Source organism: Pseudomonas sp. rhizo66 (assembly GCF_031931925.1).
Taxonomy (GTDB): Bacteria; Pseudomonadota; Gammaproteobacteria; order Pseudomonadales; family Pseudomonadaceae; genus Aquipseudomonas.
Genome location: NZ_JAUJWZ010000020.1, coordinates 1 through 23,427, shown reverse-complemented (window position 1 = coordinate 23,427; position 23,427 = coordinate 1). Strand labels below are relative to the sequence as shown.

Sequence of the window (23,427 nt, the reverse complement as noted above, 5' to 3'; positions counted from 1 at the left end):
ATCGAGGTGTTTGAAGTTGTGCATTGACCAGATCCATTATGGATTCAGCGCAAATCGCTCACGTCGGTGAACCTCTACTGCATCCCCCAATCGGTTCCCTCTCCCTCGGGAGAGGGCTAGGGGGAGGGGCCACCCACTGAAGAAACCCAAAACAAGCAGGCACCCCAGACCTGCAATCAACCAGACCAAACCCGCCAAGCCCTGAGGAAGACCGCACCCACTCATCATTCCCGCACAGGAGAACCGCAATGAGCGCCAACGTCGACCTGAACAACCGCCCCGACTACGACCGTGTCCTGCAAGACATCGCCGATTACGTCCTCACCTTCAAAGCCGAATCCGCCGAAGCTCTCGACACCGCTCGCAACTGCCTGATGGACACACTGGGCTGCGGCCTGCTGGCGTTGCGTTTTCCCGAATGCACCAAGCATCTGGGCCCGATTGTCGAAGGGACAGTGGTTCCTTACGGTGCGCGGGTCCCCGGCACCAGTTATCGCCTCGACCCGGTCAAAGCCGCGTGGGACATCGGCTGCATCGTCCGCTGGCTCGACTACAACGACACCTGGCTCGCCGCCGAGTGGGGGCACCCGTCGGATAACCTCGGCGGCATTCTTGCGGTGGCCGATCACCTCTCGCAAAAGCGTCTGGCCAACGGTGAGTCGCCGCTGACGATTCGCGATGTGCTCGAAGCGATGATCATGGCCCACGAGATTCAAGGCGTGATGGCTCTGGAAAACTCCTTCAATCGCGTAGGACTTGATCACGTCATTCTGGTGAAAGTCGCCTCAACCGCCGTTACCGCCAAACTGATGGGCGCCAATCGTGAGCAACTGCTGTCGGCCTTGTCCCACGCGTTTGCCGATGGTCAGGCGTTGCGCACCTATCGTCATGCTCCAAACGCCGGTTCGCGAAAATCCTGGGCGGCGGGGGATGCGACGAGTCGTGGTGTGCGTCTGGCCGATATCGCCCTGCGCGGTGAAATGGGCATTCCCGGAGTTCTCAGCGCCAGGCAGTGGGGCTTTTATGACGTGCTGTTCAGCCACACCAACAGCGATCTGGCGCTGAAACCGGACGATAAACGTGCTTTCAGTTTTTCGCGGCCGTTTGGCAGTTACGTAATGGAAAATGTCCTGTTCAAGATCAGCTTTCCCGCCGAATTCCACGCGCAAACGGCCTGTGAAGCGGCGGTGACGTTGCATCCGCAAGTGCGCAATCGCCTGCACGAAATCGACAAGATCGTCATCACCACCCACGAATCGGCGATCCGCATCATTTCCAAGGTCGGGCCGTTGGCCAACGCCGCCGACCGTGACCACTGCATCCAGTACATGACCGCCGTGCCGCTGGCCTTCGGCAATCTGGTTGCGGAGCAGTACGAAGACGATTTTCACCGGGCGCATCCGGTCATCGACGTACTGCGCGAGAAAATGGTCATCGTCGAAGAGCCGCGCTTCACCCGCGAATACCTTGAAGCCGACAAGCGCTCGATCGCCAACGCCGTGCAGGTGTTTTTCAAGGACGGCAGCAGCACCGACAACATCGTCGTGGAATACCCGATCGGCCATCGCCGCCGCCGTGCCGAGGGCATTCCGTTACTCGAAGGCAAGTTCAAGGCCAATCTGGCCACACGTTTCACCGGCCAGCGCAGCGGCGAAATCTTCGCATTGTGCAAGGATCCAGCGCTGCTTGAAGCCACCCCCGTAAACCGTTTCGTCGACCTGTTTGTGATCTGACGAAAAACCTGTAGGAGCTGCCGCAGGCTGCGATCTTTTGACTCTGATTGTAAAAACAGGATCAAAAGATCGCAGCCTTCGGCAGCTCCTAAATGGACGATTTGCGCCACTTTTCGATAGGCAATTTGGTGAGCGCAAACCCGCTGAGCAAAACCGCCGAATAGATCATCAGCTCCCGGGACAGGGTTTGCCCCTCGTACCAGGCGCCGATGATCACGGCGAACACCGGGAAAATGATAAACACGAACGACAGAATGATCGGGCTCAAGCGTTTAAGCAGCAAAAAGTAAACGATGAATCCACCGACCGACGCCACCAGCCCAAGGTAAAACAGCGCAGCCCAGGAGCGTACGCTGACGTCCCTGAACACCGGCGCCTCAACGCTCAAACCGACAATAAATAACATCAGCCCGGCGATACCGATCGGCAGCGTGTTGTAGGTGATCACGCTGATGGCGCTGCCGTGTTTCTTTGTCACCACGTAACACAGCGCGTGCATCACCGCCGCACACAGAATCGCCAGCACCCCAAGCCATTCGGCCTGATCCAGGTGCAGACCCTGGCTGCGAATAATCATGAACAGACTGCCAAAGCCGATGGCGATGCCGAGTATTTGCGACGGGTAGATTTTCTCGCGCAGAAACAGCGCGCAAAACAACAGGATAAACACCGGCATGCAACTGAACAGCAGCGCTGTCAGGCCCGACGAAACGTGCACTTCACCGTAGTTGAGCAGGTAGTAGGGCAGGCTGAAATATGACAGCGTGACGAACACGAAGAACCCGCGACTTTGCCGCGGAAACAATAGCGGTTCCTTGCGCAACAGCGCAAAGCTCAGAAACAGCGGAAAAGCGATCAGAAAGCGCAACCCGGCGGCCGTTAGCGGCGGCACGCTTTCCACTGCAATCTTGATCCCCAGCCACGTCGTGCCCCAACTCAGACAGACGATCAGAAACAGCGTGCTGGTGATCAATCCGGCGAGCCAGGGTTTGCTGATGTGCATCGGTGTGCTGACGGCGGTCGACATGTGGCGTACTCCGAACGGTGGAATTGACCTGATCGCGAAAACGGTCTATTTCTGATTGAACCTGTTCTAAGCACGCTATTCGGGGCGAGAATGACTGTCAAAGTAAGTATTGCCATGGTGTCAATTCTCCACGACGGCCTCGCCAATGGCGTTGGCGTGAAGTACAAACGCCTGGCGGACGCGGTCTCGCAGGCCATTGAGGAGGGTGTGATTGAGGCGGGATGCAAGTTGCCGCCGCACCGGCTGCTGGCCGACAGCCTCGGGGTGACCATCGGCACGATCAGCCGTGCCTATGGTGAATTGGAGCGGGTGGGATTGGTTGTCGCCCGCGTCGGAGATGGCACTTATGTGTGTCAGCGCGGGATGGAACGGCCGCAGGAAAAAGGCTTTCGTAATGTCAGCGATGAGCCGTCGGCCTGTTTCGACATGAGCCGCAATCAACCGATCCCGGCGCAGGAAGCGGCATTCATGAGTCAGAGCCTGCAGGAATTGGCCAGTGATCCTCGGGTGTTGCAGCAATTGACCGGGTACACCGCAGAGGGCGGTCTGGCCCGGCACCGATTGGCCGGGGCAGTCTGGTTGCAGCATGCGACGTATGTCCCGCACGCTGACCAGGTGTTATGCGTCAACGGCGGCCAGCATGGTCTGTTGTGCACATTGATGGGCTTGCTCAAGGCCGGCGACACCGTTGTGACCGAGCATCTGTCCTACCCGGGATTGATCGGCGTCGCACGCCAGCTCGGGATAAAACTCATTGGCGCGGCGATGGATGACGAAGGGCTTTTACCGTCGGCGCTGGAGGATATCTGCCGTCAGCATCGTGTTTCTGCGCTGTATTGCACGCCGACGATCCAGAATCCTACGGCCGCCGTGATGTCGATCCCACGGCGCGAGGCGATTGCCGAAATCTGCCGCCAGCACAATCTGCTGATCATCGAAGACGAAGCCCATGCGGTGCTGGATCGCCAGCGCCCATTACCGCTGAGTTATTTCGCACCGGAGCGCGCGGTATTGATCGGCAGCCTCAGCAAGGCTGTTTCGGCGGGGTTGCGCGTCGGTTATCTGCATGCACCGCAAGCGTTGATCGGGCGTTTGAGTGCCGCCATTCGTGCAACGTGCTGGATGGCCAATCCGTTATCGATGGAAGTGGCCAGTCTGTGGATCGAAAGCGGCATGGCCGAGCGTTTGCTGGATGAGCAGATCAGCGAGATCGCTCGGCGCAAGGCCTTGGTGGCACCCTTGCTGCAGGGTTTGAACTACAAGACTCACCCTTACAGTCCGCATTTCTGGGTGGAAGTGCCCGAGCTGTGGCGGGCGTCGCAGATTGCGGCGGAGTTGAAAGAGAATAACTATCTGGTGGCCACCGCTGAGGCGTTTGCGGTGGGGCATGCTGCGGTGCCGCAATTTATTCGGGTGAGTGTGTGTAATGCGGTGGGGGATGACGGGTTGTTGCTTGGCGGCTTTGAAGCTTTGGCCAAGGCATTAACAGACACCGTGTGATCGTTCATCGCGGGCAAGCCCGCTCCCACAGGTTTATCAGGTGTTTGCGAAACTCACATTCACAACAAATTCCTGTGGGAGCTGGCTTGCCAGCGATGCCGTCAGCCAGGACACCGCAACTACTTGAAGCGCCGCTCCACGCCTTTCTCCACCAGAATCTTCGCCGAAATCTCTTCCACCGAAAAATGCGTGGAATTGATGTGCGGGATGTTCTCGCGACGGAACAGGTTTTCCACTTCGCGCACTTCGAATTCGCACTGGGCGTAGCTCGAATAACGGCTGTTGGGCTTGCGCTCGTTGCGGATCGCGGTGAGACGGTCGGGGTCGATGGTCAGGCCGAACAGCTTGTGCTGATGGGCGCGCAGGGCCGTCGGCAGGGTCAGGCGTTCCATGTCGTCTTCGGTCAGCGGATAGTTGGCCGCGCGGATGCCGAACTGCATGGCCATGTACAGACACGTCGGCGTTTTGCCGCATCGCGACACGCCCACTAGTATCAGGTCGGCTTTGTCGTAATAGTGGGTGCGCGCGCCGTCATCGTTATCGAGCGCGAAGTTCACCGCCTCGATCCGCTCCATGTAATTGGAGTTGTGCCCGATCGAGTGCGACTTGCCGACGGTGTAGGAAGAATGCTCGGTCAGTTCCTGCTCGAGCGGGGCGAGGAAGGTAGAGAAAATGTCGATCATGAAACCATTGGAGGTTGCGAGAATCTCACGGATGTCCTGATTGACGATGGTGTCGAAGATGATCGGGCGAAAGCCGTCGGTTTCAGCGGCTTTGTTGATTTGTTGTACCATGGCCCGCGCTTTTTCAACGCTGTCGATGTACGGTCGCGTGAATTTGCTGAAGGTAATGTTTTCGAACTGCGCCAGAAGGCTTTGCCCCAGGGTTTCGGCAGTGATGCCGGTGCCATCGGAGATGAAGAAAGCAGATCGTTTCATTTGCACCTTGGGCCTTAAGCTAATGAGCATTTCTGGATATGATAGGCGCGATTTGTCGGCCGCCATTGGCCCGCATTCTCACTTATTTTCCAGGTCCAGGCCATACAACCGGCCAAGGCTCCCCCGGGCCGCCGGTTTCTGAGCTTTTCCAACACAGTTAGTGGAGAGATCACCTTGGTAGAGTACGTAGTTTCCCTCGATAAGCTCGGCAAACACGATGTTGAGCATGTGGGGGGCAAGAACGCATCCCTGGGCGAGATGATCAGTAACCTGGCAGGCGCCGGTGTTTCGGTCCCCGGCGGCTTCGCCACGACGGCTCAGGCCTATCGTGATTTCCTCGAACTGAGCGGCCTCAACGACCAGATCCACAAGGCCCTCGACGCACTCGACGTTGACGACGTCAACGCCTTGGCCAAGACCGGCGCCCAGATCCGTCAATGGATCATGGAAGCCGAATTCCCGGAAAAACTGAATGCCGAGATCCGCACCGCGTTCGCCGCGCTGTCGGCCGGTAATCCTGATGTGGCCGTGGCCGTGCGTTCTTCCGCCACCGCCGAAGACTTGCCGGACGCGTCCTTCGCCGGTCAGCAGGAAACCTTCCTGAACATCCGTGGCGTGGAAAACGTTATCCGCGCCGCCAAAGAGGTGTTCGCTTCGCTGTTCAACGACCGTGCGATTTCCTACCGCGTGCACCAGGGCTTCGACCACAAACTGGTCGCCCTGTCGGCTGGCGTGCAGCGCATGGTGCGTTCGGAAACCGGCACCGCCGGCGTGATGTTCACCCTCGATACCGAATCCGGTTTCCGTGACGTGGTGTTTATCACCGGCGCCTACGGTCTGGGCGAAACCGTCGTACAAGGCGCGGTCAACCCGGACGAGTTCTACGTACACAAGGGCACGCTGGAGGCCGGTCGTCCGGCGATCCTGCGTCGCAATCTGGGCAGCAAAGCCATCAAGATGATCTACGGCGACGAAGCCAAGGCCGGTCGTTCGGTCAAGACTGTCGACGTCGACAAGGCTGACCGCGCGCGTTTCTGCCTGACCGACGCTGAAGTCAGCGAACTGGCCAAGCAAGCGATGATCATCGAGAAGCACTACGGCTGCCCGATGGACATCGAATGGGCCAAGGACGGTGACGACGGCAAGCTGTACATCGTGCAGGCGCGTCCGGAAACCGTGAAAAGCCGCACCCAGGCCAACGTCATGGAGCGTTACCTGCTGAAAGAAACCGGCACCGTGCTGGTTGAAGGTCGTGCGATTGGCCAGCGCATCGGCGCCGGTAAAGTGCGCATCATCAAAGACGTGTCCGAAATGGACAAAGTCCAGCCGGGCGACGTGCTCGTTTCCGACATGACCGACCCGGATTGGGAACCGGTGATGAAGCGCGCCAGCGCCATCGTCACCAACCGTGGCGGCCGTACCTGCCACGCGGCAATCATCGCCCGTGAGCTGGGTATCCCGGCAGTGGTCGGTTGCGGCAACGCCACCCAACTGCTGAAGGATGGCCAGGGCGTGACCGTGTCCTGCGCCGAAGGCGACACCGGTTACATCTTTGAAGGCGAACTGGGCTTCGATATCAAGAAGAACTCCGTCGACGCCATGCCGGAGCTGCCGTTCAAGATCATGATGAACGTTGGCAACCCGGACCGCGCTTTCGACTTCGCGCAACTGCCGAACGCCGGTGTCGGCCTGGCCCGTTTGGAATTCATCATCAACCGCATGATCGGCGTTCACCCGAAAGCGCTGTTGAACTACGACGGTCTGCCGCAGGAAATCAAGGAAAGCGTCGACAAGCGTATCGCCGGTTACGACGATCCGGTCGGTTTCTATGTCGAGAAACTGGTCGAAGGCATCAGCACCCTCGCTGCCGCGTTCGCACCGAAGAAAGTCATCGTGCGTCTGTCGGACTTCAAGTCCAACGAATACGCCAACCTGATCGGCGGCAAGCTCTACGAGCCGGAAGAAGAAAACCCGATGCTGGGCTTCCGTGGCGCTTCGCGTTACATCAGCGAATCGTTCCGTGACTGCTTCGAACTCGAGTGCCGTGCGCTTAAACGTGTGCGCAACGAGATGGGCCTGACCAACGTCGAAATCATGGTGCCATTCGTCCGTACCCTGGGCGAAGCCAGCCAGGTGGTCGATCTGCTCGCCGAAAACGGCTTGAAGCGCGGCGAGAACGGTCTGCGCGTGATCATGATGTGCGAGCTGCCATCCAACGCGATCCTTGCTGAAGAATTCCTCGAATTCTTCGACGGTTTCTCGATCGGTTCCAACGACCTGACTCAGCTGACGCTGGGCCTGGACCGCGATTCCGGTATCATCGCGCACCTGTTCGACGAGCGTAATCCGGCGGTCAAAAAGTTGTTGGCCAACGCAATTGCCGCGTGCAACAAGGCCGGCAAGTACATCGGTATCTGCGGTCAGGGTCCTTCGGACCACCCGGATCTGGCCAAGTGGCTGATGGAGCAGGGCATCGAGAGCGTGTCGCTGAACCCGGACACGGTGCTGGAAACCTGGTTCTTCCTCGCAGAAGGCCAGGCGCAGGCCTGATCAATAGTGAACGGCCCGTTCCCTCTTTGGGGCGGGCCTTGAGATTCAAGTAGGGCGGGCTCCTGTAGATGCCGCCCTTTTTTGTGCAAGAGCATTATGCAAAGCAGCAGCAACCTATTTCCTGTCGCCCTGATCAGCGCCGAACGGCGTGGTGATCTGAGCGAAGACGTGTATCGCTTGAAACCCGGCAACAGTCCCGACTGGTCCGTGGAAATCGCTGTGACCCGTTTGGGCATGGCCGATGACTCGACGCCTCGCGGTGTGCCGGTGATCCTGCTGCACGGCAGTTTCTCCAATCGACGCTTCTGGTTTTCACCCAAAGGCCTGGGCTTGGGCGCGTATCTGACGCGCCTGGGGTTCGACGTGTGGATTCCGGAGATGCGCGGCCACGGCTTGTCGGCGCGCAACGAAGAATACCGACGCAACCGTGTCGCCGACTATGCCCGCTACGATCTCCCGGCGATTGCCGCGTTCGTGCGTGAGCAGAGCGGTCAGGTGCCGCACTGGATCGGCCATTCGCTGGGCGGCATCACCCTGGCGGCGGCGCTCGGTGGCGAATACCTTGGCGAGCCTGCCGTGGCGTCGGCAGCGTTTTTCGGCGCCCAGGTCAGCCGCACCTACTGGCCGCTGAAAATCCCGCCGGTGGAGTGGAGCGGGCGCTTCATTCTCAAGCGCTTTGCGCAATTGTCGGGTTCGCGTCTCAAACGTGGCCCGGAAGATGAGCCGATCGGTCTGGCGCTGGAAAGCATGCGCTGGTACGGCTTGTTCGGCCGTTTTGGCGACAAGGACAAGGATTGGTGGGCGGGGCTGGCCGATGTGCGAGTGCCAGTGCTGGCGGTCAGTGCAGCAGGCGATCATCAGGATCCGGCCTGGGCCTGTCGCAAGTTGTTCGAGCAGATCGGTTCGGAGCACAAGCAATTCATCAATCTGGGGCGTGAGCAGGGCTTCAACGATAATTTCGGCCATGTCGAGATGCTGGTGAGCAAAGCGGCGCAGACTGAGGTGTGGCCATTGGTGGCGCGCTGGTTGAATGATCAGCACACGCCATTGCTGGGCGAGAAGCCGGATTTGGCTGCTGCGGTCTGAGAGGGAAAGCCCTGAAAAGGGCATTTCGTTCGCGTTGGCTTGCGGCTAAGATATGACGCGTTGTGCGGTTCTGGTCATTTTTGGTGGCTGTTTAGCTATTACGTTTCAGGGTTTGTTCAGGTTCGTTCAGCGACCATGGGATGGACTAAGGTAAACAGCGACCGCCGGAGATCGTCTCAAAAGAATGCGTCATCCTTGATCGTCTTCCTTGTTACAGGAGTTTTTCGATGAACCATTACCTTACGCCTGACCTGTGCGACGCCTATCCGGAGCTGGTGCAGGTGCTGGAACCGATGTTCAGCAATTTCGGTGGCCGTGATTCCTTCGGCGGCGAAATCGTGACCATCAAATGCTTCGAAGACAACTCACTGGTCAAGGAACAGGCTGAGCTCAAGGGCAACGGCAAGGTACTGGTCGTCGATGGCGGCGGTTCCCTGCGTCGCGCGCTGCTGGGCGACCTGATCGCCGAGAAAGCCGCTAAAAACGGTTGGGAAGGGCTGGTGATCTACGGCTGCATCCGTGACGTCGACGTTATCGCGCAGACCGATCTGGGCGTGCAGGCGCTGGCCAGCCACCCGATGAAAACCGAAAAACGCGGCATTGGTGACCTTAACGTCCCGGTGACGTTTGCCGGCGTGACATTTCACCCGGGCCACTACATTTATGCGGACAACAACGGCGTGATCGTCTCGCCAAGCCCGCTGCAGATGCCTGAATAAGCTTTTCGACAAAGGGATGCGGATGTTCGAGGAAGAAAACGCGCAGTGGGGGCTGGTGCATGCCCTGGTGCTGGACGGAAAAGGCGGTGCGCGTTCGATAGCCCGGACTGAGCTCGACGATCTACAACTGCAGGCCCATGAAAGCCTGTGGCTGCATTGGGATCGCAGCCATCCGCAGACCCAGACCTGGCTGCGCAAATCCAGCGGTCTCAACGAATTCACCTGCGATCTGCTGCTGGAAGAGAACACCCGACCGCGCCTGTTGCCGCTGCCGGATGCCCAACTGCTGCTGTTTCTGCGCGGGGTCAATCTCAACCCGGGCGCCGAGCCGGAAGACATGGTCTCGGTGCGGATTTTTGCTTCGGCCCAGAGGGTGATCTCCCTGCGTTTGCGCCCATTGCGCGCCACCGATGAGCTGCTGGCTCAACTGGCGGACGGCAAAGGCCCGAAAACGTCCTCAGAACTCATCCTTTATCTGGCGCAGTTCCTCACCAACAAGGTGCAGGATCTGGTCACTTGCCTCTCGGAAATCGCCGATGAGGAAGAAGAAAAGATGGATGCCGACGAACGGTATACGCCCGAGCATGGCGCCATTTTGCACATCCGTCGTCGGGCGGCCGGACTAAAGCGTTTTCTTGCACCGCAGCGGGATATTTTCGGACAACTCACGCGGATAAAACTGCCGTGGTTTGTCGATGACGATGCCGATTACTGGAACGAACTCAACAACAGCCTGACCCGCTATCTCGAAGAACTCGAATTGACCCGAGAGCGCGTGGGGCTTGTGCTGGAGGCCGAAGACCGGCGTTTGAGCGAGCGCATGAATCGCACGATGTACCGCTTCGGGATCATCACCTGCATCTTTTTGCCGATGAGTTTCATCACCGGTCTGCTGGGCATAAACGTCGGCGGTATCCCGTTCTCCAACAGCCCTTATGGTTTCCTGATTGCCTGTCTGACGGTACTCGCCCTGGCCTTCGGTCAGTGGTGGTTATTCCGTCGTTTGCGCTGGGTGTGAAGATGGCGCATGTGACCCGACCAAATCTGCCCGCGTCTTTCACAGACATCACGAGAGGTGCGTATGCACGATCCGTTTGAACAGTCTTTGCGCGACATGCTCAACGCTTCGCCGTCCAGCCGCGACGACGATGCGTGCCTGGGCCGCGTACTCAAAACCGCCAACCGCCAGGTTGGCGCCGGTGATCTGTTCAGCCTGCTGGGCCGTTGGCTGCCCGCGCTGATGATCGCCCTGAATAATGGATCGGCGCATGTCTCGCCGGTTTCCCGTCTTCGTAAAACTACCGCTCGCACTGCTGATAAGGCTGATTGAATATGGAACTTGATCTCTGGACTCAGAGCCTCGTCACTGCAATGACTGCGTTGTGGACCAAAGTCGCCAACTTCATCCCGAACCTGTTCGGCGCACTGGTCGTGCTGCTGTTGGGTTTCGTCGTGGCCAAGCTGCTCGATACCTTGCTCTCCAAGCTGCTCGCGAAACTGGGCCTCGATCGCCTGATGGGCGGTACCGGGTTGACCAAACTGATGTCGCGCGCGGGGTTGCAAGTTCCGATCTCGACCCTGATTGGTAAAATCGTTTACTGGTTCGTCCTGCTGATTTTTCTGGTTTCTGCAGCAGAATCCCTTGGCCTTGAGCGAGTTTCGGCTACGCTGGATATGTTGGCGCTCTATTTGCCGAAAGTATTCGGCGCGGCGCTGGTGTTGCTGGTAGGTGTTTTGCTCGCGCAGCTGGCCAACGGGCTGGTGCGCGGGGCGGCAGAAGGCGTGGGCCTGGACTACGCTTCGGGGCTGGGGCGAATTGCGCAAGGGCTGGTGATCATCATCAGTATCTCGGTCGCAATCAGTCAGCTTGAGGTCAAGACTGACCTGCTGAACCATGTGATCGTCATCGTTTTGATTACCGTTGGTCTGGCCGTTGCGCTGGCCATGGGGTTGGGAAGCCGGGAAATTGCCGGTCAGATTCTTGCGGGAATCTATGTGCGTGAGTTGTATCAGGTTGGGCAACAAGTGCGTGTTGGCGAGGTCGAAGGCCAGATCGAGGAGATCGGCACGGTTAAAACCACATTGCTGACCGATGAAGGTGAGCTAGTCTCACTTTCCAATCGGATCCTGCTGGAACAGCACGTGAGTAGCCGCTAATCCGGCAAACCCTGCTAATGTATGCCGCCGCAAAACGCCAGCTGATGCTGGTTGCGGTGGACATTGACCTGACTGTCGGCACGACTTGTTTTGAATAAAGCCCAAACGCTATCCACGCGCTACGACCCCCGCGAGCTCTCTGATGAGGAGTTGGTCGCGCGCTCGCATACCGAGCTTTTTCACGTAACGCGCGCCTATGAAGAACTGATGCGGCGTTACCAGCGAACATTATTTAACGTTTGTGCGAGATATCTTGGGAACGATCGCGACGCAGACGATGTCTGTCAGGAAGTCATGTTGAAGGTGCTGTATGGCCTGAAGAACTTCGAGGGGAAATCGAAGTTCAAAACGTGGCTCTACAGCATCACGTACAACGAATGTATTACGCAGTATCGGAAGGAACGGCGAAAGCGTCGCTTGATGGACGCATTGAGTCTTGACCCCCTCGAGGAAGCGTCCGAAGAAAAGGCGCCGAAACCCGAGGAGAAGGGCGGGCTTGATCGCTGGCTGGTGTATGTGAACCCGATTGACCGCGAAATTCTGGTGCTTCGATTTGTCGCAGAGCTGGAATTTCAGGAGATCGCAGACATCATGCACATGGGTTTGAGTGCGACAAAAATGCGTTACAAACGTGCTCTAGATAAATTGCGTGAGAAATTTGCAGGCATTGCTGAAACTTAGTTCAGCGCAAATATCTCTTACGTGTAGGCAAGTTCTGATAGACTTGCCGCCGAGTTGTCCCCCGGTTTGCGGGACTGCTTCACAATCACCAGATGGGGATTTAACGGATGAAACTGAAAAACACCTTGGGCTTGGCCATTGGTTCTCTGATTGCCGCCACTTCGTTCGGCGCTCTGGCACAAGGCCAAGGCGCAGTTGAAATCGAAGGCTTCGCAAAGAAAGAACAATTCGACAGCGCTCGTAACTTCAAGAACAACGGCAACCTGTTCGGCGGCTCGATCGGTTACTTCCTGACCGACGACGTTGAACTGCGTCTGGGCTACGACGAAGTGCACAACGTGCGTTCCGACGACGGTCGTAACATCAAGGGCGCTAACACCGCTCTGGACGCTCTGTACCACTTCAACAACCCAGGCGACATGCTGCGTCCATACGTATCGGCTGGTTTCTCCGATCAGAGCATCGGTCAGAACGGTTCCGGTGGTCGTGACCGCTCCACCTTCGCCAACGTTGGCGCTGGTGCCAAGCTGTACTTCACCGACAACTTCTACGCTCGTGCCGGCGTTGAAGCTCAGTACAACATCGACCAGGGCGACACCGAGTGGGCTCCTAGCGTTGGTATCGGTGTGAACTTCGGTGGCGGCTCCAAGCCTGCTGCTGCTCCAGTTCCAGCACCAGCTGAAGTCTGCTCCGACAGCGACAACGATGGCGTTTGCGACAACGTTGACAAGTGCCCGGACACCCCAGCCAACGTAACTGTTGACGCTGACGGCTGCCCAGCAGTTGCTGAAGTTGTTCGTGTTGAGCTGGACGTTAAGTTCGACTTCGACAAGTCGGTAGTCAAGCCTAACAGCTACGGCGACATCAAGAACCTGGCTGACTTCATGAAGCAGTACCCATCCACCACCACTACTGTTGAAGGTCACACTGACTCCGTCGGTCCTGACGCTTACAACCAGAAACTGTCCGAGCGTCGTGCAAACGCCGTTAAGCAAGTTCTGACCAACCAGTACGGTGTTGAATCGTCCCGCGTTCAGTCTGTTGGCTACGGCGAATCCCGCCCAGTTGCTGACAACAAAACTGAAGCTGGCCGCGCTGTAAACCGTCGCGTAGAAGCGCAGGTTGAAGCTCAAGCTAAGTAATTAGCTGCCGCTCTGAGAAAAGCCCGGCTTAGGCCGGGCTTTTCTTTGTCTGCGATTTGTCTTCCCAGGACTACGCAGTCCCTGTGCAGGACCTGCCGAAGGCTGCGATGTTTTGATTTTCAACAGCAGCCACCGCGCCGATCACCAGTATCGCAGGGCTCTTCAATTGAAATCTGTAGGCGGCTTCGTTCATTGCCGTCAGATCGCTCCGGCATTCCCGCTGCTCCGGCAACGACGCATTCTCGATCATCGCCACCGGCGTATCCGCCGCCATCCCGCCCGCCAGCAGTTGATCGCGAATCTCGCCCAGCTTGGCCACGCCCATATAAACCACCAGTGTCGTGCCGCCCTGCGCCAGCGCCTGCCAGTTCAACTGGCTGTCGTCCTGAGTGTGTGCAGTCACCAGTGTCACCCCGCGCGCCACACCGCGTAACGTCAGTGGAATATCGCACTGCGTCGCCCCGGCCAGTCCGGCGGTGATGCCATTGACCAACTCCACTTCGATCCCACGCTCACGCAGCCACTGCGCCTCTTCGCCACCACGGCCGAAAATGCACGGATCGCCGCCCTTGAGCCGCACCACGCACTTGCCTTGGCGGGCGTAGCGCAGCATCAGCCGATGGATAAAGGCTTGCGGTGTCGAACGGCAACCGCCGCGTTTACCCACCGCAATGATGCGTGCGCCAGAGCAATGCTCCAGTACCGCGTCGTTGACCAGATAATCGATCAGCACCACATCGGCCTCGCGCAGGGCGCGCACCGCTTTGAGGGTCAGCAGTTCCGGATCACCCGGCCCTGCACCGACCAGCCAGACTTTTGCGTTCATGGTGTTTTCCTCATCAGATGACGGCGACTGGCTGCACGTCGGCCGCCAGCAAGCGTTTTATTTCCGGGACGCACGAGCCGCATTGCGTGCCGCAGCCCAGTTCGCTCTTCAAACCTTGCAGATCCAGCCCTTGGCGAATGCCGGCGCAGACCGCGTTGAGGCTGACGTTCTTGCAGTTGCACAGGGTTTTATCCACAGCCATCTGCGCTCCGGCACTGCCCGGCGGCGCACTCATTGGCGCCAGTAGCCAGCGCCGCAGTTGTTCATCCGCGCGGCCTTCCAGCCACAACCCTTGCAGCCAATGCTGAGCGAGGGTTTCTCCGGCCAACCGGATCGCAGTGATCCGGCCATTTTCAATGCGCACGCGTTTGCCAATGGCGCGACGCGGATCGTCGTAAGCCAATACCGGGCCGTCGATCAGTGACAGGCATTGGTCGATTTCACTGAGCAATTGCGCATTGGGCGCCTCGCTGCTGGCTGCTCGTATCAGCAATGCCGATCGTTCACGTCCGACAAGGCTGAGACTTACGTAGGAAAAAGCCTCGCAGAGCGGTCGCAGGGCTTCGAAATGCCGCTGAACATCGCCTTCGATCAGTGCGAAAAGTTGCCACGGCAGATTCACCGACTCGAGGCGCACACCGCTGTGTTTGAGTTCCGGTTGTTTCGACAGTGGATCAAAGGCCGCCAGGGTCAAGCTGTTTACGCCGCCCTTGAGAAAGCGATCACCCCAGTGCATCGGCAAAAATGCTTGCCCTGGACGCACGCTGTCATCGCTGGCGACTGCGACGATCACCGCGCCGCGCCGACTTTTCAGATTAACCAGGTCGCCCGGCTGCAAACGATGCCGACGCAATTCGTCTGGATGCAGGCTCAACACTGCTTCGCTGACATGCCCGAACAGCTGCGCCGCCGTGCCGGTGCGGCTCATACCGTGCCATTGATCGCGCAGGCGGCCGGTGATCAACGTCAATGGAAAGCGAGCGTCACGTTGTTCCTTGGCGGCGCGATACGGGTCGGCAATGAATTGCGCGCGGCCGTTGGCGGTCGGGAAAATGCCGTTCTCGTACAGTCGCGGCGTGCCTTCGCGAGCGCCGACAGGGAAGGGCCATTGCTGCGGGCCGATCTCGTCGATCAGCGCATGACTGATCCCGGACATATCCAGATCACGGCCGCGCGTCAGCCCCTTGAATTCATCGAACAACTGCGCAGGTTGGTTGAACCTAAACAGGCTCGGTTCATCGGCGCGAAGACGTTTCTCCAGACGTTGTGCGAAATCCACCGTGATCGCCCAGTCTGGCCGCGCTTCACCCGGTGGGAGGATGGCTTTGCGCACGTGGGAAATGCGTCGCTCGGAATTGGTTACCGAGCCTTCTTTCTCGCCCCAACTGGCGGCGGGCAGCAGCAGATCGGCGAATGCTGCGGTTTCAGTGGTGCGAAAGGCTTCTTGCAGAACTACAAACGGGCAGCCCTCCAGTGCTGCGCGCACAGCCTGTTGATTCGGCATCGATTGCGCTGGGTTGGTGCAGGCAATCCACAACGCCTTGATCTTGCCGCTGCGCACTTGCTCGAACAGTTCGATGGCACTGAGACCGGTACTGTCTGGCAACCGATCAACGCCCCAATAAGCCGCTACTTCGGCGCGGTGTTCAGGGTTGGCCGCGTCTCGATGGCCTGGCAACAGATTCGACAAACTGCCGGTTTCCCGTCCGCCCATGGCATTTGGCTGACCGGTGAGGGAGAAAGGTCCTGCACCCGGACGACCGATTTGCCCAGTGGCCAGGTGCAGATTGATCAAAGCGCTGTTTTTCGCGCTGCCGGCCGTGGACTGGTTCAGGCCCATGCACCACAGCGACAGAAAACTCGGCGAAGTGCCCACCCATTCGGCGCACTGCTGCAATTGCTCGACGCTGATGCCGCATAACTGCGAAACCATCTGCGGGGTGTAATCGCGCACCAGACTCTTCAGTTCGGCGAGGCCATCGGTGTGCGCCTTGACGAAATCGCGGTCGATCCAGTCTTCCCACAACAACAGATGCAAAATCCCATGGAATAAAGCCACATCGGTGCCGGGCAGAATCGCCAGATGCAGGTCGGCGAGGTCGCAGGTGTCGGTGCGCCGCGGATCAATGACGATGACTTTCATCTGTGGGCGGCGGGATTTTGCCTCTTCCAGCCGACGAAAAAGTACCGGATGGGCGTAGGCCATGTTACTGCCGACGATCATCACGCAGTCGCTGAGTTCCAGATCCTCATAGCTGCACGGTGGAGCGTCGGCGCCAAGGCTGCGCTTGTAGCCGACCACCGCCGACGACATGCACAAGCGTGAGTTGCTGTCGATGTTGTTGGTGCCGACCAGTGCCCGTGCCAGCTTGTTGAAGGCGTAATAGTCCTCGGTCAACAACTGTCCGGAGATATAGAACGCCACGCTGTCCGGGCCGTGTTCGGCGATGGTTTCGGCGAACACGTTGGCGGCGTGTTCCAGCGCGGTGTCCCAGTCGGTGCGGCTGCGCGCCAGGCCTTTACCCAGACGCAATTCCGGATACAGCGCGCGGGCCGCAAGGTCGCCGGTCAGGTGCAGGGTCGAACCTTTGCTGCACAGTTTGCCGTAGTTGGCCGGATGCGCCGGATCACCGCTAACGCCGAGGATGTGCTCGCCGTCATGCTCGATCAGCACGCCGCAGCCGACCCCGCAATAGCAGCAGGTCGAGGCGGTCGTCTGGCGGTTCATCAGATGGCGTCCCGCAGAGCCAACTGCACCCGACCATTCTCGACCCGCGCCGGGTGATGGTGTGCGCAACCAATGTCCGGGGCCTGAGCTTCGCCGGTTTGCAGGTCGATCTGCCAGTTGTGCAACGGACAGGCGACCCGTTTGCCGTAAATCAGACCTTGCGACAATGGCCCGCCCTTGTGCGGGCAGCGGTCGTCGAGGGCGAAAACTTCGTCGTCGCTTGTACGAAAAATCGCGATGTCACCTTTCGGCCCGGCAATGATTCGCGAACCGAGGGCATTGATCTCGTCGAGGGCACAGATATCCAGCCAGTTCATGCCGGCACCTCCAGATTTTTCACGGGGATTACGTCGAATTCTTTCTTTAGTTGCGGCTGCGCCAGACGTTCTTTCCACGGGTCTTGCTCGAACGACAGGGAGAATTGCAGGCGTTCGTTCAAGGCTTTGCGGCGCTCGGGGTCTTCGAGCACGGCTTTCTTGATGTGCTCCATGCCGACCCGTTGCAGGTAGTGCACGGTGCGTTCGAGGTAGAACGCTTCTTCGCGGTAGAGCTGCAGGAACGCGCCGTTGTATTCGCGGACTTCCTCGGCGGTTTTCAGCTTGACGAAGAATTCGGCGACCTCGGTTTTGATCCCGCCGTTGCCGCCGATGTACATCTCCCAGCCGGAATCGACGCCGATGATGCCTACGTCTTTGATCCCCGCTTCCGAGCAGTTGCGTGGGCATCCGGAGACGGCCAGTTTCACTTTGTGCGGCGACCACATGTTGAACAGGTCGTGCTCAAGCTCGATGCCCAACTGGGTCGAGTTCTGCGTGCCGAAGCGACAGAACTCGCTGCCGACGCAGGTTTTCACGGTGCGGATGGATTTGCCGTAGGCATGGCCGGAGGGCATGTCGAGATCTTTCCAGACGCCGGGCAAGTCTTGCTTCTTGATGCCGAGCAAGTCGATGCGCTGACCGCCGGTGACCTTGACCATCGGCACGTTGTACTTGTCGGCCACGTCGGCAATCCGCCGCAGTTCTGAAGGATTGGTCACACCGCCCCACATGCGTGGCACCACCGAATAGGTGCCGTCCTTCTGGATGTTGGCGTGGGCGCGTTCGTTGATCAGGCGTGATTGTGGATCGTCCTTGGCTTCGCCGGGCCAGGTGGAAATCAGGTAATAGTTGAGGGCAGGGCGGCACGTTGCGCAGCCGTTCGGCGTGCGCCAGTTGAGGTAGCTCATGGTCTCGGCGATGGTCAGCAGATGCTGCTCGCGAATGGCCTGGCGAATCTGCCCGTGATTGAGATCGCTGCAACCGCAGATGGCTTTTTCGCTTTTCGGTTTGACGTCGGCCGCGCCGCCGACGGTGTTGATCAGGATCTGCTCGACCAACCCGGCGCACGAACCGCAGGAGCTGGCCGCTTTGGTATGTTTCTTCACCTCGTCGACGCTGAACAGGCCGTGTTCCTGAATGGCTTTGACGATGGTGCCTTTGCACACGCCGTTGCAACCGCAGACTTCGGCGCTGTCGGCCATGACCATGGCTTTGTCCTGGCCCTGATGTCCTACGTCTCCGAGTGCGTTTTCTCCGAACATCAGGTGATCGCGGATCTCGCCGATGGCGTGATTCTCACGAATCTGCCGGAAATACCAACCGCCATCTGCCGTATCGCCGTACAGACAGGCGCCGACCAGCACGTCATCCTTGATCACCAGTTTTTTGTACACGCCGCCGATCGGGTCGGAGAGGGTGATGGTCTCGGTGCCTTCGCCGCCCATGAAGTCGCCGGCGGAAAACAGGTCGATGCCGGTGACTTTCAATTTGGTCGAGGTCACCGACCCCTGATAACGGGCGAAACCCAGTTGGGCGAGGTGATTGGCGCAGACCTTGGCCTGTTCGAACAGCGGCGCGACCAGACCGTAGGCAATGCCTCGGTGGCTGGCGCACTCGCCGATGGCATAGATGCGCGGGTCGTAGGTTTGCAGGGTGTCGTTGACCAGGATCCCGCGATTGCACGGGATGCCGGCCTTTTCCGCGAGTTCGGTGTTGGGCCGAATGCCGGCCGCCATTACCACCAGATCCGCCGGGATAATGTCGCCGTTCTTGAACTGCACCGAGCCGACCCGGCCATTGCCCGCGTCGTGCAGGGCCTGGGTCTGTTCGCACAGGCGGAAGTGCAGGCCGCGGGACTCGAGGGCACTTTGCAGCAGTTGACCGCTGGTTTTGTCGAGTTGGCGCTCCAGCAACCACTCACCGAGATGCACCACGGTGACGTGCATGCCGCGCAGCATCAGGCCGTTGGCGGCTTCGAGACCGAGCAGGCCACCACCGATGACCACCGCGTGCTTGTGGGTTTTCGCGGTGTCGATCATCGCCTGGGTGTCGGCGATGTCGCGATAGCCGATCACGCCGTGCAGGGTGTTGCCGGGGATCGGCAGAATAAACGGCGTCGAGCCGGTGGCAATCAGCAGGCGATCGTATTCGGCCTCGGTGCCATCCTCGGCGATCACCCGGCGTTTGACCCGGTCGATTTGCACCACCTTGCGGTTGAGCAACAGCTTGATGTTGTTTTCCAGGTACCAGTCGAGGTCGTTAAGCACGATTTCTTCGAAGGTCTGTTCACCGGCCAGCACCGGCGAGAGCAGGATGCGGTTGTAGTTGGTGTGCGGTTCGGCGCCGAAGACCGTGATGTCGTACAGTTCGTTACTCAGCTTGAGCAGTTCTTCGAGGGTGCGGACCCCGGCCATGCCATTGCCGATCATCACCAGTTTGAGTTTTTTCATCAGGTTCTCCGGGAGCTGCGGCTGGCCTCTTGTGGGCAGTCAGGCCTTGCTCGACAAATTTTGCGCAAACAAAAAAAGGCGTCCCGCTAGTTGCCTAGCGAGGACGCCTTTGTCCTGGTCCCGTTCTCTCGGGAAGCGCAGCCTTCGTCGTTGAAGGTTGGGCTTTATGTGTGTGTTGGTTGGGGTAATGCAGTGGTTGTGCCAAGTGGGGGAATGGCGTGTTTATTAGGCGGGAGCGGTTATTGACGGGGATTTTTTGCACCGAATCGACGCGGGTTGCTCGTTCGTGGGGCATTCAGGCAGACAGAATTGTTGTGATTGGGCTGGCCGCTTCGCGAGCAGGCTCGCTCCCACAGGGGTTTTGTGAACGACTCCGATCCACTGTGGGAGCGAGCCTGCTCGCGAATGACGCGACGCGGTCTCAGCCGTGAAACAACAAAACCAGCAACACCAGATTCCCCAGCAGAGCCAGCAACGCCATCGTCCGCCAGACCTTCAACGGCTCACGCTCCAGTAACGGCCGAAGCCGCACACTCAAACTCCGCCGCTCGCCCTGTTCCAACACCAACAACCACTCTTCAGCCGTTTCAAAACGCTGCTGCGGATCCACCGCAACACCGCGTTCCAGGCTCTGCGCCAGCCACTCCGGCAGATCCGGCCGATAACGACTGGCGCTTACCGGCAGACCAAAGCGCGGCCGCTGAAACGCTTCGATCTCGCCATGGGGGAAATGCCCGGTGAGCAGGAAATACAGGGTCACACCGACTGCATACAAATCCTGCTGCGCACTCGGCGGATCACCGCGAAAGGCTTCCGGGGCTATATAGCTGGGCGTTCCCGGCAGCGTCGACGGCGCGTCTTCGGACAATCCCGGGCAATACGCCAGGCCAAAGTCCAGCAGGCGCAATTCGCCGTCGTCGCCCAGGTGCAGATTTTCCGGCTTGATGTCCCGGTGCAGAATCTGCCGTCGGTGCAAAAGCCCCATAGCACGCAACAGACGCTCGGCGATGTCCTGCCACTGCGCCAGCGGCAATGGGCCGGACTGCTGGAACCACTGCGCCAGCGTCGTCCCTGAATATTCGCGCATCACGTAGTACAAATGCTGACGCTGCTGGCAGGCATGGACTTCGGGAAAGTGGCGGCCGGCCACGCGTTTCAGGAACCACTCCTCGGACAGCAACGCCTGCCCGGCGTGAGGGTCATCGGCGTTACGCGATGGCAGGGTTTTCAGTAACCACGTCTGACCTTGGCCATCGAGAACCCGATACAGCAGCGATTGCTGGCTCTGACTGACAATGCCGTGCACCTGCCAGCCCTCGAATGACTGGCCGGGTTTCAGCAGCGGCGGCAGAGGCCATTGCTGCAGATGAATCAGTGCATCGCCGATACTCGCCTCACCGACAGCATCGACCCGCACCAGCAAAGCGCTGGCATTGTCCTGACTCCCCGCCAGATGCGCGGCGTTGACCAGCGTCTGTGCGGCGCTGTGCAAATCCGGTTGATCACGCAGAATCGCCGCAATCGCGGTATCGCCCAGCGTCGACCAGACCCCATCACTGAGCAGCACAAAGCTTTCGCCTTCACGCAGTTCGCCGTCGAGAAAATCCAGCACCAGATGCTGATCCAGGCCCAGCGCGCGTTTGAGCACATGCTGCATGCCGGGCTGGTCCCAGACGTGATCTTCGGACATTCGCTGCAAACTATCGCCATGCCAGCGATACACCCGGCAATCGCCGACGTGGGCGAGGGTAAAGCGCCGGCCGCGCAGGACCAGAGCACTGACCGTGGTGAGCAACGGCTGGCCACCGCCATTGGCCTGCAACCAGCGATTTTGCGCGAGCAGCAGGCGATCCAGTGCCTGGGCCACGCTCCAGGTTTCCGGCGTGGCGTAGTAGTCGAGCGCCAGCGCCTGCAAGGTCGATCGCGCAGCCAGTCCGCCATCGGCACACTGGCTGACACCATCGGCGATGGCGAACAGATAACCTTTGCTCGCCGCCAGCGCCGGAGCGGGCGTGACCAGACGCAAAGCGTCCTGATTCTCCGCACGCGGGCCGGTGGCGCTGGCGTCGGCAAAGCTCAGTTGCAGGGCCATTGAAGGTTCAGACCCGCGCCGCCGTCACTGCCGCCGAACCCCAGGTGGTTCTCCAGCGACGCTTGACGCCGTGCAGGCCAAACCACGCCAACACGCCCAGGCTGGCGAACAACCACAAAGCCAGTTGATAGCTGCCGGTGCTCTGTTTGATCGCGCCCATGCCGGCCGCCAAGGCAAAACCGCCGATGCCGCCGGCCATGCCGATCAACCCGGTCATGACGCCGATTTCCAGACGAAAACGCTGCGGCACCAGTTGAAACACTGCGCCATTGCCTGCCCCTAAACCGAGCATGGTGCAGACGAAAAGTGCCAGCGCCGCGTAGGAACTTGGCAGGTTGAAGCCGACGGCAGCAATACAAATGGCTGCCACCGTGTACATCGCCAGCAACGTACGAATACCACCGAAGCGATCCGCCAGGGCGCCACCCAATGGCCGCATCAAACTGCCGCCGAACACGCAGGCGGCGGTGTAGTAACCGGCGGTCACCGGGCTCAGACCGTACTGATCGTTGAAGTAGCCAGGCAGGGCGCTGGCCAGGCCGATGAAGCCGCCGAAGGTGACGCTGTAGAAAAACATGAACCACCAACTGTCACGGTCGCCTAAGGCTTTGAAGTAGTCGGCCATGGCTTTGGCTTTCGGCCGCTGCGGGGCATTTTTTGCCAGCCAGGCGAACAGCACCAGGGTCAGGATCAGCGGGATCAGGGCAAAGCCGAACACGTTACTCCAGCCGAATGCGGCGGCGAGGACCGGCGCAATCAATGCCGCGAACACCGTACCGGAGTTGCCCGCACCGGCGATGCCCATGGCTTTGCCCTGGTGCTCTGGTGGATACCACTGCGACGCCAGCGGCAGGGCTACGGCAAACGACGCACCGGCCATACCGAGGAACAGGCCGAGGATCAGCGCCTGCTCATAACTGTGAATGCCCAGTTTCCAGGCACCGAACAGCGCGCAGATCACAATGACCTGGCCGATCAGCCCGGCGGTTTTCGGCGACAGTCGATCCGCGAGCATGCCCATCACAAAACGCAGCACCGCACCGGCGAGGATCGGCGTGGCGACGACAAGGCCGCGTTGCTGCGTGGTCAGCTGCAAATCAGCGGCAATCTGCACGGCCAGCGGGCCGAGCAGGTACCAGACCATGAAGCTCAGGTCGAAATACAGAAAGGCCGCGAACAGGGTCGGGGTGTGGCCGGATTTCCAGAAGCTTGAATTCATCGCGCACCTCAGCTGAAAAGAGTCTCGAAAGGAGTCGTGCAACAGCAGGTGGGGCGCCGCCGCGGCCGCACCACCGGCCCCGGTCTGTGGGGCCAAAACGCAAAAACGCCGCTACCTGATGCGCCGGTTGGGGCGAACGGGTGAGCGACGTCTTTGTCGTGGGTGGGGCAACCGCCGTTGGTTACCTGTGCGTTTTACGTAGCGAGATTTGTGCCAACAAGTAAAAGATCAAAAGCCCCTCACCCTAGCCCTCTCCCGGAGG

General features: G+C 59.4%; 18 protein-coding genes. 10 read left to right on the top strand and 8 right to left on the bottom strand.

Going from position 1 to position 23,427, the window contains the following annotated elements:
- Positions 1–248: 248 nt before the first annotated feature.
- Positions 249–1,733: a 2-methylcitrate dehydratase gene (gene prpD / locus QZR14_RS22290; RefSeq protein ID WP_311997764.1), complete on the top strand. Its 1,485-nt coding sequence runs from the start codon at positions 249–251 to the stop codon at positions 1,731–1,733.
- Between the two features lie 88 nt (positions 1,734–1,821).
- Here prpD and QZR14_RS22285 read toward each other — a convergent pair whose 3' ends face one another.
- On the bottom strand, positions 1,822–2,736 hold the full coding sequence (locus tag QZR14_RS22285; RefSeq protein WP_250604219.1) for a DMT family transporter: 915 nt from the start codon (positions 2,734–2,736) through the stop codon (positions 1,822–1,824).
- Between the two features lie 114 nt (positions 2,737–2,850).
- Here QZR14_RS22285 and QZR14_RS22280 point away from each other — a divergent pair, with 114 nt between their 5' ends.
- Positions 2,851–4,260: an aminotransferase-like domain-containing protein gene (locus QZR14_RS22280; RefSeq protein ID WP_311997763.1), complete on the top strand. Its 1,410-nt coding sequence runs from the start codon at positions 2,851–2,853 to the stop codon at positions 4,258–4,260.
- A 119-nt stretch (positions 4,261–4,379) separates the two neighbouring features.
- On the opposite strand, the gene ppsR is transcribed toward QZR14_RS22280, so the two are convergent.
- Complete coding sequence (gene ppsR / locus QZR14_RS22275) at positions 4,380–5,198, bottom strand: posphoenolpyruvate synthetase regulatory kinase/phosphorylase PpsR (RefSeq protein WP_016773826.1); 819 nt, start codon at positions 5,196–5,198, stop codon at positions 4,380–4,382.
- 174 nt (positions 5,199–5,372) lie between these two features.
- On the opposite strand from ppsR, the gene ppsA reads away from it, so the two are divergent.
- The 8 genes from ppsA to QZR14_RS22235 all read left to right on the top strand — a co-directional run bounded on the left by ppsA (position 5,373) and on the right by QZR14_RS22235 (position 13,533).
- The gene (gene ppsA / locus QZR14_RS22270) at positions 5,373–7,748 is read left to right on the top strand and encodes a phosphoenolpyruvate synthase (protein ID WP_311997762.1); all 2,376 of its coding nucleotides are present in this window, start codon (positions 5,373–5,375) and stop codon (positions 7,746–7,748) included.
- A gap of 96 nt (positions 7,749–7,844) precedes the next feature.
- Entirely contained in the window at positions 7,845–8,834 is a 990-nt protein-coding gene (locus tag QZR14_RS22265; protein ID WP_311997761.1) for an alpha/beta fold hydrolase, read from the top strand.
- Positions 8,835–9,061: 227 nt separating this feature from the next.
- Positions 9,062–9,553, top strand: coding sequence for a ribonuclease E activity regulator RraA (rraA, locus tag QZR14_RS22260; protein WP_311997760.1), 492 nt, complete (start codon positions 9,062–9,064; stop codon positions 9,551–9,553).
- A gap of 22 nt (positions 9,554–9,575) precedes the next feature.
- Positions 9,576–10,571: a zinc transporter ZntB gene (locus tag QZR14_RS22255; protein WP_250603968.1), complete on the top strand. Its 996-nt coding sequence runs from the start codon at positions 9,576–9,578 to the stop codon at positions 10,569–10,571.
- 63 nt (positions 10,572–10,634) lie between these two features.
- Complete coding sequence (locus QZR14_RS22250; RefSeq protein ID WP_003223293.1) at positions 10,635–10,883, top strand: hypothetical protein; 249 nt, start codon at positions 10,635–10,637, stop codon at positions 10,881–10,883.
- Between the two features lie 2 nt (positions 10,884–10,885).
- Entirely contained in the window at positions 10,886–11,710 is an 825-nt protein-coding gene (locus QZR14_RS22245) for a mechanosensitive ion channel family protein (protein ID WP_007916401.1), read from the top strand.
- A gap of 90 nt (positions 11,711–11,800) precedes the next feature.
- Positions 11,801–12,391, top strand: coding sequence for an RNA polymerase sigma factor SigX (sigX, locus tag QZR14_RS22240; protein ID WP_011333251.1), 591 nt, complete (start codon positions 11,801–11,803; stop codon positions 12,389–12,391).
- A gap of 107 nt (positions 12,392–12,498) precedes the next feature.
- On the top strand, positions 12,499–13,533 hold the full coding sequence (locus tag QZR14_RS22235; protein WP_034152869.1) for an OmpA family protein: 1,035 nt from the start codon (positions 12,499–12,501) through the stop codon (positions 13,531–13,533).
- Positions 13,534–13,603: 70 nt separating this feature from the next.
- On the opposite strand, the gene cobA is transcribed toward QZR14_RS22235, so the two are convergent.
- From cobA to QZR14_RS22205, 6 genes are all read right to left on the bottom strand, one after another.
- Positions 13,604–14,359, bottom strand: coding sequence for a uroporphyrinogen-III C-methyltransferase (gene cobA, locus QZR14_RS22230; protein WP_311997759.1), 756 nt, complete (start codon positions 14,357–14,359; stop codon positions 13,604–13,606).
- Between the two features lie 13 nt (positions 14,360–14,372).
- On the bottom strand, positions 14,373–17,087 hold the full coding sequence (locus QZR14_RS22225; protein WP_311997758.1) for a nitrate reductase: 2,715 nt from the start codon (positions 17,085–17,087) through the stop codon (positions 14,373–14,375).
- Positions 17,087–17,404 carry a nitrite reductase small subunit NirD gene (gene nirD / locus QZR14_RS22220; RefSeq protein ID WP_311997757.1) on the bottom strand — a complete coding sequence of 106 codons (318 nt, stop codon included), beginning with the start codon at positions 17,402–17,404 and terminating at the stop codon, positions 17,087–17,089. Before nirD ends, QZR14_RS22225 begins: the two co-directional genes overlap by 1 nt.
- The gene (nirB, locus tag QZR14_RS22215) at positions 17,401–19,854 is read right to left on the bottom strand and encodes a nitrite reductase large subunit NirB (RefSeq protein WP_311997756.1); all 2,454 of its coding nucleotides are present in this window, start codon (positions 19,852–19,854) and stop codon (positions 17,401–17,403) included. Before nirB ends, nirD begins: the two co-directional genes overlap by 4 nt.
- Positions 19,855–20,275: 421 nt before the next feature.
- Entirely contained in the window at positions 20,276–21,946 is a 1,671-nt protein-coding gene (locus QZR14_RS22210; RefSeq protein WP_311997755.1) for a bifunctional protein-serine/threonine kinase/phosphatase, read from the bottom strand.
- A 7-nt stretch (positions 21,947–21,953) separates the two neighbouring features.
- Positions 21,954–23,165 (bottom strand): nitrate/nitrite transporter, encoded by a 1,212-nt coding sequence (locus QZR14_RS22205; RefSeq protein WP_250603982.1) that lies wholly within the window; start codon positions 23,163–23,165, stop codon positions 21,954–21,956.
- Positions 23,166–23,427 lie beyond the last annotated feature (262 nt).